Annotated in this window: 7 protein-coding genes; 2 read left to right on the top strand and 5 right to left on the bottom strand. The window is 68.0% G+C overall.

All coding sequences use genetic code 11. The features are described from left to right. Positions 1-4899: beta strand repeat-containing protein (locus AC1DYN_RS28845; RefSeq protein ID WP_477965571.1), on the top strand; the 4899-nt coding region annotated here is incomplete at its 5' end. A gap of 81 nt (positions 4900-4980) precedes the next feature. Here the strand turns inward: AC1DYN_RS28845 and AC1DYN_RS28840 are convergent. Next, positions 4981-6885 (bottom strand): bifunctional diguanylate cyclase/phosphodiesterase, encoded by a 1905-nt coding sequence (locus AC1DYN_RS28840; protein ID WP_477965569.1) that lies wholly within the window; start codon positions 6883-6885, stop codon positions 4981-4983. Positions 6886-6907: 22 nt separating this feature from the next. Next, a complete protein-coding gene (locus AC1DYN_RS28835) occupies positions 6908-7531 on the bottom strand; it encodes a transglutaminase-like cysteine peptidase (RefSeq protein WP_477965566.1) in 624 nt (207 codons plus the stop codon). Between the two features lie 388 nt (positions 7532-7919). Between AC1DYN_RS28835 and AC1DYN_RS28830 the strand changes: the two genes are divergently transcribed. Next, positions 7920-9737, top strand: coding sequence for a TolC family outer membrane protein (locus AC1DYN_RS28830; RefSeq protein ID WP_477965564.1), 1818 nt, complete (start codon positions 7920-7922; stop codon positions 9735-9737). An 18-nt stretch (positions 9738-9755) separates the two neighbouring features. Here AC1DYN_RS28830 and lpdA read toward each other — a convergent pair whose 3' ends face one another. From lpdA to AC1DYN_RS28815, 3 genes are all read right to left on the bottom strand, one after another. Beyond that, positions 9756-11636, bottom strand: coding sequence for a dihydrolipoyl dehydrogenase (gene lpdA / locus AC1DYN_RS28825; protein ID WP_477965562.1), 1881 nt, complete (start codon positions 11634-11636; stop codon positions 9756-9758). Positions 11637-11638: 2 nt separating this feature from the next. Further along, complete coding sequence (locus AC1DYN_RS28820; protein ID WP_477965560.1) at positions 11639-12217, bottom strand: Ntn hydrolase family protein; 579 nt, start codon at positions 12215-12217, stop codon at positions 11639-11641. A 13-nt stretch (positions 12218-12230) separates the two neighbouring features. Then, on the bottom strand, positions 12231-13249 hold a 1019-nt coding region (locus AC1DYN_RS28815; protein WP_477965558.1), incomplete at its 5' end, for a 2-oxo acid dehydrogenase subunit E2.

Raw genomic sequence — 13249 nt, 5'->3', positions numbered from 1 at the left:
ACCTACACCGACACGCTGACCGTCACCTCGGCCGACGGCACCACCAGCACGATCAYGGTCAACATTGCCGGCACCAACGACGCTGCCGTCATCACGCCGGCGGTTGCCAATCTGACGGAGAGCAACGTCGTCTTGAGCACCAGCGGCACGCTGGGCATCTCGGACGTCGACAGCGCGGCCACCTTCGTCGCCCAGACCAACGTCGCCGGCTCCAATGGCTACGGCACCTTCACCGTCGGCACCAACGGCGCCTGGACCTACACGACCAACACCGCACACAACGAGTTCGCGGCCGGCACAACGTACACCGACAGCCTCACCGTCACGTCGGCTGATGGCACGACGAGCACCATCACGGTCAACATCGCCGGCACCAATGACGCGGCGGTCATCACACCGGCGGTTGCCAATCTGACGGAGAGCGATGCCGTCCTGAGCACCGGCGGTACGCTGACCATCTCCGACGTCGACAGTTCTGCCACCTTCGTGGCCCAGACCAACGTCGCCGGGTCTGGCGGTTATGGCACCTTCACGGTCGGCGCCAACGGAGCGTGGACGTACACGACCAACACAGCGCACAACGAGTTCGCGGCTGGCACGACCTACACAGACACGCTCACGGTCACCTCGGCCGACGGCACGACCAGCACCATCACCGTCAACATCGCAGGCACCAACGACGCCGCCGTCATCACGCCGGTCGTTGCTTCGTTGACCGAGAGCAATGCGATCCTGAGCACCGGTGGCACGCTGACCATCTCGGACGTCGACAGTGCTGCCACCTTCGTCGCGCAGACCAACGTCGCAGGCTCCAATGGGTACGGCACCTTCACAGTTGGCGCCAACGGCGCTTGGTCGTACACCACGAACACTGCGCACAACGAGTTCGCGGCTGGCACGACGTACACCGACAGCCTCAACGTGACGTCGGCTGACGGCACCACCAGCACCATCACCGTCAACATCGCCGGTACCAACGATGCGGCGGTCATTGCACCGGTGGTCGTCAATCTGACTGAGAGCGACGCCGTCCTGAGCACCAGTGGCACGCTGGTAATCTCCGACGTCGACAGCACGGCCACCTTCGTCGCCCAGACCAACGTCGCAGGCTCCAACGGCTACGGTATCTTCACTGTCGGCACCAATGGTGCCTGGACCTACACGGCCAATACCGCCCAYAACGAGTTCGTCGCCGGCACGACCTACACCGACAGCCTCACCGTCACGTCAGCTGACGGCACCACCAGCACCATCACCGTCAACATYGCCGGCACCAACGACGCTGCCRTCATCACRCCGGTGGTCGTCAATCTGACGGAGAGCAACRCMGTCCTSAGCACCGGCGGYACGCTGGCGATCTCSGAYGTCGACAGCGCGGCCACCTTCGTCGCYCAGACCAACGTSGCMGGCTCCAACGGCTACGGCACCTTCACCGTCGGCRCCAACGGCGCRTGGACSTACACGACCAATACCGCGCACAACGAGTTCGCGGCTGGCACGACGTACACCGACACCCTCACGGTCACCTCGGCCGACGGTACGACCAGCACCATCACCGTCAACATCGCCGGCACCAATGACGCGGCGGTCATCACGCCGGCTGTTGCCAACCTGACCGAGAGCAATGCGGTCCTGAGCACCAGCGGCACGCTGACCATCTCGGACGTTGACAGCGCAGCCACCTTCGTCGCCCAGACCAACGTTGCCGGTTCCAACGGCTACGGTACCTTCACCGTCGGCACCAACGGTGCGTGGACCTACACGACCAACACCGCCCACAACGAGTTCGCGGCCGGCACCACCTACACCGACACGCTGACCGTCACGTCAGCCGACGGCACGACRAGCACCATCACSGTCAACATCGCMGGCACCAACGACGCYGCCGTCATCACACCGGTGRTCGTCAATCTGACSGAGAGCAACGCCGTCCTGAGCACCGGCGGTACGCTGACCATCTCCGACGTCGACAGCGCAGCAACCTTCGTCGCCCAGACCAACGTCGCAGGCTCCAACGGCTACGGCACCTTCACCCTCGGCACCAATGGTGCCTGGACCTACACGACCAACACCGCCCACAACGAGTTCGTCGCCGGCACGACCTACACCGACAATCTGACCGTCACCTCGGCCGACGGCACCACCAGCACCATCACTGCCAACATCCTCGGCACCAATGACGCTGCGGTCATCAGCCCGGGGGTTGCCAATCTGACGGAGAGCAACGCGGTCCTGAGCACCAGCGGCACGCTGACCATCTCGGACGTCGACAGCGCGGCCACTTTCGTCGCACAGACCAACGTCGCAGGCTCCAATGGGTACGGCACCTTCACGGTCGGCGCCAACGGCGCCTGGACGTACACGACAACGACCGCTCACAACGAGTTCGTGGCCGGCACCACCTACACCGACTCGCTCACGGTCACCTCGGCCGACGGCACGACGAGCACCATCACCGTCAACATCCTCGGCACAAATGACGCGGCGGTCATCACACCGGCGGTTGCCAATTTGACGGAGAGCAACGCCGTCCTGAGTACCGGCGGTACGCTGGCGATCTCGGACGTCGACAGCGCTGCCACCTTCGTCGCCCAGACCAACGTGGCTGGTTCCAACGGCTATGGCACCTTCACGGTCGGTACCAACGGCGCTTGGACGTACACGACCAACACCGCCCACAACGAGTTTGCGGCTGGCACAACGTACACCGACAGCCTTGCCGTCACGTCGGCTGACGGCACGACCAGCACCATCACCGTCAACATCGCCGGCACCAATGATGCGGCAGTCATCACACCGGTGATCGTCAACCTGACGGAGAGCAATGCAGTCCTGAGCACCAGCGGCACGCTGGCGATCTCCGATGTCGACAGCGCCGCAACCTTCGTCGCCCAGACCAACGTTGCTGGCTCCAACGGCTACGGTACCTTCACCGTCGGCGCCAACGGCGCGTGGACGTACGCGACCAACACCGCCCACAACGAGTTCGTCGCCGGCACGACCTACACCGACAAGCTGACCGTCACCTCGGCCGATGGCACCACCAGCACCATCACCGTCAACATCCTGGGCACCAACGACGCGCCCGTCGCACGTGCCGATCAGGCCCCCACCACCGTCACTGCCGCCAGCAGCATCAGCACGGACGCCTCTGCCGGCGTGATCCAGGCTGGCGGCGGTTCCGGCGCGGACACCGACCCGGATGGCGACGCACTGACCGTCGCCTTCGCCATCGCCGGCACCGGCACGCCCACCACCGCGATCGCGCCTGCCGGCACCACCCTCACCGGCACCTATGGCACGCTGACGCTCAAGAACGACGGCAGCTACACCTACGTGGCCAGCAACGCCGACGCGGTCGCCACCGGCAACACCGTCAACGACGTCTTCACCTACCAGGTCAAGGACCCGAGCGGTGCCACCTCGAACGCGACGCTGACCGTCCATGTCGCCGGCCAGGCCGACACGCTGACGGCCACCACGCCCACCACCACCGCCCTCACCAACACCCAGGGGCTGAACGGCGAGTACTACGGCTACAACGAAAGCGCCGTGAACGGCAACCGCCGCCACAGCGACGATGGCTCCCTGGGCAACCTCGACCACGTGTCCGACTTCAACACGCTGGTCAATGCGCGCAATGCCACCATGGGCGGCAGCAACAGCATCCTCGGCACCTCCACTGCCGCGATCACCGGCACCGTCGATGCCCGCTTCGTCGCCAAGAACATCGACTACGGCAACAACCCGAATGTCGACAACTCGCTGGGCTCGAACGTCAACGTCGCCGCCGGCGCGTCGACCTCAGGCCTGACCGACAACAACAGCTCGCTGTACAAGTTCCTGCACCACACGGTCAACGACGCCGCCTCGCTGAAGATCGAGACCGGCACCGGCGCCGGCAGCGGCGGCGGCAACGGCCCGACCAGCGGCCTGGGCAGCACCACCGATGCCGGCATCCGCCTCACCGGCGAGGTCTACATGGCCGCAGGCACCTACGACATCCGCGTCACCGCGGACGACGGCTTCCGCCTGATGCTCGACGGCCACACCGTCGCGGTCTACGACGACATCCAGTCGCCCACGACGCGCGTCTACACCGGCGTGCCGATCACCGGCGGGCTGACGGCGCTCGAGCTGCTGTACTGGGAGCAAGGCGGCAACGCCGTGCTGAAGATCGAGTACAAGCTCAGCACCGACTCGACCTACCAGACGCTGGGCTCCAGCAACCTGGCGATGTTCAGCGACGCGAACGCGCCGACGCTGTCGGACACGCAGGACATCGTCCTGAACGGCGGCTCCTACGTCATCCGCACCGGCTCCACGCTGGATGGCGGCGTCGGCAACGACACGCTGACCGGCAGCGCCGCGCGCGACAAGCTGATCGGCGGCCTGGGCAATGACACGCTGTCGGGCGGTGCCGGCGACGACACGCTGATCGGCGGCAAGGGCAACGACACGATGACCGGCGGCCTGGGGCACGACGTCTTCCAGTGGAAGCTGGCCGACAACGGCAGCACGGCGGCACCGGCGCGCGACGTGATCACCGATTTCGACAACACGACGAACTCGGGCGACGTGCTGGACCTGCGCGACCTGCTGGTCGGCGAAGCCCACAACGCCAACACCGTGGCGCTGCCCTCCAGCATCGGCACCACCAACGCCATCACGATCACGCCCGACCACGGCAACCTGAACAACTACCTGCACTTCTCGGTGGTCGGCGGCAACACGGTGGTCGAGGTCAGCACCAACGGCGGATTCACCGGCGGCACCTACAACGCGGCGGCGGTGAACCAGGTGATCACGATCAGCAACCTGAACCTGGTGGGGACGTTCACGAACGACAACCAGGTGCTGGACGACCTGTTGAAGCGAGGCAAGCTGGTGGTGGATTGATCCTGGGTCTCGGCGCGGTCCCGGATTGGCATCCGGGCTACGAGGCCCTGTAGCCCGGATGCCAATCCGGGACGCGCGGCCTCACTTGATCCAGGGCCCCGTCTGACCGTCGACGCCGCATTCCCACAGGCGGCGCGCATCGGCGTCATTGCTGACCCCTTCCGCATACACCTGCAGCGACAAGCCGTGCAGCAGCGTCACCGTGCCGCGCACGAAGGTCGCGCGGTTGGGGTCGCTGCCGACACCCTGCACGATGGCGGCATCCAGCTTCACGTAGTCGAGCCCGGCCTCGAACAGCCGCGGGATCTTGCCCAGCCGCTCGCCCGCATGCTCCAACCCGAGCCGGATGCCGGTCGGGCGCAGCTGGCGGCCCAGTTCCTGCAACAGCACGAAGTTCTCGACCGCGGCGACCTCCGCCACCTCCAGCCAGATCAGCCGCGCCACCTGCGGCGCATTCCACAGCAGCGCGCGCAGCCTCGACGCGAACCCGCTGTCCTGCAGCGAGGCCGGCGACAGGTTCACGCAGCGCGGCTTGCCGTCGCGCGCCGCATCGCGCAGCGCCAGCGCCAGCGCGCATTCGTCGATGTCGACCGTCAGGCGGCTGCGCATCGCCAGCGGCAGCCAGCGCGCGGCCGGCTCGAACACGCCATCCGGCTCCAGCTGCAGGCGCAGCGGGCACTCCAGGTGGATCAGGTCCTGCCGCACGTTCACCAGCGGGAAGCTCACCAAGTGCACGCGCTGCTGCGTGATCGCGTCGCGGATGCGCTGGCGCCACGCACCCTCGCCCAGCATCGCGACACCCCCGACGTTGTCGACCCCCAGCTCGACCGCGAACGGCCCGCGGCTCTCGGCACGCGCCAGCGCCGCATCGGCCTCGCTCATCACCTGCGCCAGCGTCATGTCGCGGCGCAGCTCGATCGCGCCGACGGCGACGCCCGCCTCGGCACTCAGGTTCGGCAGCACCAGGCTCAGCGCATCGGCCAGCGCCTGCGCCGTCTCGCGCGCCATGCCGGCCACCGGCAGGCACAGCGCGAAATCGGAGCCGTTGAGCCGGCCGATGAAGCAGCCCTTGACGCGCTCGCCATACGGCCGCAGCGCCTGCGCGACGGTCGTGATCATCCGGTCGGTGGCGGCGTGGCCGAGCACGCGGTTCATCTCCGCCAGTTCCAGCACGCGCAGCAGCACCAGGCCGCCGTCGGCGGTGCCGTCCTCGCGCTGCAGCGTCACCGCCATCTGGCCCAGGAAGTGCCCGCGGTTCGACAGGCCCGTCAGCCGGTCGCAATTGGCCTGCTGGCGCAGCCCTTCGAGCTGCTCCGACTGCGCCTGGAAGGTGATGCGCAGCCGGCCCACCATCGTGTTCATCGCCTGCGTCACGCGGCGCAGCTCGGGCACCGCCGGCTCGGGCACGGTGACGAATTCGCCGCGCACCAGCGCCTGCGCCTGCTGCACCACCGAATCCAGCGGGCGGCGGATGCGCGCGACGGCGAAGGTCGCGACGCCGCCGGCCACCAGGCCGACCACCGCCAGCGCCAGCGCCGACCACAGGCTGCCGCGCCACAGTTCGTCGTGCGCATAGCCGCTGTGGCTGACCAGCTCGACCCGCCCCAGCGCCCGCCAGCCATCCGAGACCTGGGCCACGCCCGGTTCCGAGACGATCGGCGCGAGCTGCACGAACCAGCCCGGCGCCTCCGACGGGCCGGCCGCGCTCGCGCGCTGGAAGCCCACGCTGCCATCGCTGGCAACGAAGCGCACGAGGCTGTAGAAGCCGGTGTCGAACTGGGCCGACATCATCAGCGCCATCAACTCCTTGTCGCCATGCTGCTGCGACAGCGACAGTGCCAGCGCGCTCGCGTTGTCGGCGTTCTTCACGCGCAGCTGCGTCTGCAGGTAGCCGCGCGCCGACTCGACCGCGACCGTCACGCTGCCGATGAAGGCCAGCAGCACGGTGCCCAGCAGCAACAGCCAGATCTGGCGGATCAGCGACATGTGGTCTCCCTCTTGTAGTGCCTCATTGGAACCCCTCGGCGCGTGCCTTCGCAAGCACATCGCGCCAGCGCGACAGGCGCGACACCGGATCGCCGGCCGCCTGCGCGCCGACGCCCTGCCAAAGGCCTTCGCTGTTGAAACTGAACACCGGCGTCAGATCGGGCCGGCGCGAGGCCGGGCGCACCTCGGTGATCAGGTTGTCCAGGATCAGCGGCTCGGCGTTCGGCGTCGCATGGTAGGCGAGCACCATGTGCGCCTGCACGATGCCGTTCGGCCCGCCGATCTGCGCCCGCACGTACACCAGGCGCAGCTTCGCGATCGGCACGCCCACCGCGAGCAGGCTGAAGTACTTGGCGATCGCATAGTCTTCGCAATCGCCCGCCCCCTGGGACAGCGTCTCGAGCGGGCTGGCCCAGTAGTCGACCTGGCCCCAGACTTCGGTGTCGTCCTTGAACAGGATGCGGCGGTTGAAGAACTGGTTGACGGCCTGCAGCTTGCCGTCCTCGTCCAGCGCGTTGGCGGCGGCCAGCACCGGCTGCAAGGCCTTGACACCTTCGACGGCGCGCGGCGACAGGCGTTGCGCGGCGGCCAGCATGCGGTCGGTGTCCCATGCGCTCGACGGCGCCACCGACAGCGCGAGCGCCAACAGGAACGCCGCGTGCAGTCGACGCCAGCGGCCCCGACACAGCGGACGCCGTGGAGCCGGCTTTGCCGGGCCACTGGYGGCGCCCCCTTCGTGGGGGAGGCGCGCAGCGCCTTCGGGGGGGGTCTCGTCAGTCACATGCATCCATCAGGGGAACCCCGACGTCAGGATTGTCGTCATGGCGCGAGGTGACTTGAGCGCCCGGTGCGCCCGTGCACCGATGGCCGGCAGATTGTGAGGACTTGTTGCGAAAACGCCCCTCGCGTGCCCCGTTGCGTGAAATACTGCTGTCGCCTCGATGACGGTCCGGCCGCTTCGAGTGAGCAGTTGTAGCGTGGCCACTACACTCCCATCGGGTTTACCGATGGGTTCGCTCAGAGACAGGATCACGATGCAGTTGAAGACCAAGACCTTCCTCGCCACCGCCACGCTGATGTGCGCCGGCAGCGCCCTCGCCCAAAGCAACGATGCCTTGAAGGCCGCGGTCCAGAAGGCCCTCTCCACCAACCCCGAAGTCACCGCCCGGTTCAACGCCTACCGCGCGGCGTCCGACGCGATCGACGTGTCGCGCGGCGGCTTCTACCCGCGCGTCGACCTGAGCGCCAACGTCGGCCGCGACAGCAGCAACATCGAGTCGCGCACGCCCGAAAGCCAGTCGATCAACCGCACTGGTGCCTCGCTGACGCTGACGCAGCTGCTGTGGGACGGCCTCGCGACCAGCCGGGACGTGAGCCGCCTCGGCCATGAACGCCTGGCGCGCTATTTCGAGGTGCTCGACGTCACCGAGCAGACCGCGCTCGAAGCCGCGCGCGCCTACTACGACGTGCTGCGCTACCGCCGCCTGGTGGCGCTGGCCGAAGACAACTTCGTGCAGCACCGCAGCGCCTTCAACCAGATCAACTCGCGCGTGCGTGCCGGCGTCGGCCGCGGCGTCGACCTGGAACAGGCCGCGGCCCGCCTGGCGCTGGCCGAGTCCAACCTGTCGACCGAGGTCTCGAACCTGCACGACGTGTCGGCACGCTACCAGCGCGTGATCGGCGAGGTGCCGCCGGCCACGCTGCCGCTGCCCGCCGCGCTGCGCCAGGCCATCCCCGGCACGGCCAACGATGCGGCGGCCGAGGCGATCCGCCGCAGCCCGGCCATCAGCGCCAGCGTCGAGTCGCTGCGCTCGGCGCGCTCGCTGGTGTCGGTGCGCGAGAGCGCCTACCAGCCCAAGGTCGAGGCGCGCGTGCGCAGCGGCGCCGGCCGCAACTTCGACGGCATCCAGGACCAGCGCCGCGACAGCACCGCCGAGATCGTGCTGAACTGGAACCTCTTCAACGGCGGCTCCGACCAGGCCCGCGTGCGCCAGCAGACCCGGTTGCTGACCCAGGCCGAAGACCTGCGCGACAAGACCTGCCGCGACGTGCGCCAGACGGTGGCCATCGCCTACAACGACACGCGCAAGCTGGTCGACCAGCTGAACTACCTGGATCGCAACACGATCGCGATCGAGAAGGCGCGCGATGCCTACCGCCAGCAGTTCGACATCGGCCAGCGCAGCCTGCTCGACCTGCTGAACGCGGAGAACGAGCTGTACACCGCGCGCCGCTCGTACGCGAATGCCGAGTACGACCTCGGCGTCGCCTACGTGCGCACGCAGGCCTCGATGAACCAGCTCGGCGCGCAGCTCGGCCTGGTGCGTGATGCCGATGCCCCGCCGGCACCGGACGACGCGAGCGGCTGGGCTGCCGACGGCGATGCGCCGGCACGCTGCCCGGCCGACACCGTGGTCTCGCCGCCGATCGATTTCGACGCGCTGTCGCGCCGCGCGGTGTCGGGCACCAGCCCGGCCACGGCGCTGGCGGTGGCGCCGGCGGCGACCTCGGTGGCAACCGCCGGTGACCCGGCCCGCCGGCTCAACGACTGGGCCGCCGCGTGGGAAGCCAAGGACCTGCCGCGCTACCTGGCCTTCTACGCGCCCGGCTTCCAGCCGGCGCAGGGCTCGGCGGACGCCTGGAAGGCGCGCCGGCAGGCGATGCTCGCCAAGGCCGGGCAGATCGGCGTGAAGGTCGAGAACGTCGAAGTCACGCAACTCGGCGACGGCAAGGCGCAGACGCGCTTCAAGCAGATCTACCGCTCGAACGGCTACAGCGACGTGACGACGAAGGCACTCACGTGGCAGCGCATCGACGGCCAGTGGTTCATCGTCAAGGAAAGCAACCTCTGACGACGAACCACCCGCCGTTCAACGCTTGACCGGCGGCAGGTCGGTACAAGCGCCTTCGAAGGCCTCGGCCGCCAGTCCGATGGTTTCGCCGAGCGTCGGGTGCGGATGGATGGTCCGCCCGATGTCCACCGCATCGGCTCCCATCTCGATCGCCAGCGCGATCTCGCCGACCATGTCGCCCGCATGCGTGCCGACGATGCCGCCGCCGACGATGGCATGGGTCTCCTCGTCGAACAGCAGCTTCGTGAAGCCCTCGTCGCGCCCGTTCGCGATGGCCCGGCCGGAGGCGTTCCACGGGAACAGGCCCTTCTTCACCTTCAGGCCCTTGGCCTTGGCCTCGTCCTCGGTGACGCCGACCCAGGCCACTTCCGGATCGGTGTAGGCCACGCTCGGGATCACGCGCGCGATGAACGTGGTCTTGGCCAGGTGGTCGTCGCCCAGGTGCTCGCCGGCCGCGACTTCCGCCGCGACGTGGCCTTCGTGCGTCGCCTTGTGCGCCAGCATCGGCTGGCCGACGATGTCGCCGATCGCGAAGATGTGCGGCACGTTGGTGCGCATCTGGATGTCGACCGGGATGAAGCCGCGCTCGCCCACCACCACGCCGGCCTTGTCGGCCCCGATGCGCTTGCCGTTGGGCACGCGGCCCACCGCCTGCAGCACCAGGTCGTACAGCTGCGGCTCCTTCGGCGCGCCCTCGCCTTCGAAGCGCACCAGGATGCCGTCCTTCGTCGCCTCGGCGCCGACGGTCTTGGTCTTCAGCATGATGTTGTCGAAGCGCGGCGCGTTCATCTTCTGCCACACCTTGACCAGGTCGCGGTCGGCGCCCTGCATCAGGCCGTCCAGCATCTCGACCACGTCCAGGCGCGCGCCGAGCGACGAGTACACCGTGCCCATCTCCAGGCCGATGATGCCGCCGCCGATGATCAGCATGCGCTTCGGGTTCTGGCGCAGCTCGAGCGCGCCGGTGGAGGTGACGACGCGCGGATCGTCCTTCGGCAGGAACGGCAGCTTCACCGCCTCGGAGCCGGCCGCGATGATCGCGCGCTTGAAGCGGATCGTCTGCGTTCCTCCACTCTCCTTGCCAGGCCCCCCCAAGGCGACCGTCACATGATGCGGATCGGCGAACTCGGCCRTGCCCTGCACCACCGTCACCTTGCGCATCTTGGCCATCGCCGTCAGGCCGCCGGTCAGCTTGCCGACGACCTTTTCCTTGTGCTTGAGCAGCTTGCCGAGGTCGACGCTGGGCGCTTTGAAGCCGATGCCCATCGCGTCGAAGTGCTTGACCTCGTCCATCACCGAGGCGACGTGCAGCAGCGCCTTCGACGGGATGCAGCCGACGTTCAGGCAGACACCGCCCAGCGTCGCGAAGCGCTCGATCATCACCGTCTTCAGGCCGAGGTCGGCGGCGCGGAACGCGGCCGAGTAACCACCGGGGCCGGCACCGAGCACGAGCATGTCGCATTCGAGGTCGGCGCTGCCGGCGAAGCTCGCGGCCTGCGGCGCCACATCCGTTCGCACTGAGCTTGTCGAAGTGCTTGTCGGCGTGGGAGCGGCGGCCTTCGGCGCAGGGGCTTCGACAGGCTCAGCCCGAACGGAGGTCGGCTCAGCCCGAACGGCGGTCGGCTCAGCCCGAGCGGAGGTCGGCTCAGCCCGAGCGGCATCCGAAGCCTCCAGCGACAGGATCACCGTCCCCTCGTTCACCGTGTCGCCGACCTTGACCTTCAGGTCCTTCACGACGCCGGCGTGCGACGACGGGATCTCCATCGAGGCCTTGTCGCTCTCGACGGTGATCAGCGATTGCTCCGCCTTCACCGTGTCGCCGGGCTTGACCAGCAGCTCGATGATGGCCACGTCCTTGAAGTCGCCGATGTCCGGGACCTTGATGTCGATCAGTGCCATGCTCAGTCTTTCGCCTTCAGTTTGATCGTGTGGGCCCGCACGGGCCCGGCCGAGTTCTTGTCGAATTCGCAGCCGGCGCGCACGCCGAGCTCGGCGATCTCGCGCGCCGACAGCCTGCCGTCGTAGGCGGCGTACATCGCGCCGAGCGCGAACGCGCGTCCCGAGCCGATGGCCCAGAAGCGGTCGAACTCGAACACCTCGCGGTACGAGTACACGCCGTAGATGCCGGTCGCGTTGGCGATCAGCGCGGTGAACTGCGAACTCTCGTACGGGTCGGCGTCCTCTTCCTTGGTGTTCAGGAAGAACACCTCCTTCAGCTTCGGGTGCACCTTCAGGAAGGTGTCGAACACCTCGTCGCGCGAATGCAGCTTCAGCTCGTCGGCCGACAGGCTGTTCAGCACCCGGCGCAGCACCGGGAAGTGGGCGGTGGTGCCGGCCATGCCGATCCACGAGTCGCCCACCTTGAACAGCTTCTCGTTGTCCTCGTAGCCGTGCGCCAGCCGCGTGTCCCCGAAGGTCACGAGGCTGTCGGAGGCGAGCGCCACCTGAGTCCCCTTGCGAACCACCACCACGGTCGTCATGGTGCGGGCTCGTTCAGAGGAGGATGCGGCGGAAGTCGCCCAGGACCTGGATGAGGAAGGTGTTGAAGCGCGCCGCCGAGGCGCCGTCGATCACCCGGTGGTCCCAGCTCAGGCTCAGCGGCAGGATCAGGCGCGGCTGGAAGGCCTTGCCGTCCCACACCGGGCGCGTCGCCGACTTGCACACGCCGAGGATGGAGACCTCGGGCGCGTTGATGATCGGCGTGAAGTAGGTGCCGCCGATGCCGCCCAGCGAGCTGATCGAGAAGCAGCCGCCGGTCATCTCGGCCGGGCCGAGCTTGCCTTCGCGGGCCTTGCCGGCCAGCTCACTCATCTCCTTGCTGATCTGCAGGATGCCCTTCTTGTCGGCATCCTTGATCACCGGGACCATCAGGCCGTTCGGCGTGTCGGCCGCGAAGCCGATGTGGAAGTACTGCTTCAGCACCAGCTGGTCGCCATCGAGCGAGGCGTTGAACTCGGGGAACTTCTTCAGCGCCGCGACGCAGGCCTTGATCAGGAAGGCGAGCATCGTGACCTTGACGCCCGACTTCTCGTTCTCCTTGTTCAGCTGCACCCGGAAGGCTTCGAGTTCGGTGATGTCCGCGTCGTCGTGGTTGGTGACGTGCGGGATCAGCACCCAGTTGCGGTGCAGGTTGGCGCCGCTGATCTTCTTGATGCGCGACAGATCCTTGCGCTCGACCGGACCGAACTTGGTGAAGTCGACCTGCGGCCACGGCAACAGGCCGGGGAAGCTGCCGCCGGCCGCGGCGGCGGCGCCACCGGCGGGGGCCTTGGCGGCTTGCGCCTTGGTCTGCTGGCCACCGGCCATGACGTTCTTGACGAAGCCCTGGACGTCTTCCTGCGTGATGCGGCCCTTCGGCCCGCTGCCCTTCACTTCTTCCAGCGGCACGCCGAGTTCGCGCGCGAACTTGCGGATGCTGGGCGAGGCGTGCGGCAGGTCGGTCTTCAGCACCGACGGTTCGTGGGCCGGCAGCGCGGCGGTGGGCACGGGGCGGTCGGCGAGCGCCGCGGCGG

Source organism: Rhizobacter sp. P2_D12 (assembly GCF_056404395.1).
This window is presented reverse-complemented; position numbering and strand designations above follow the sequence as displayed.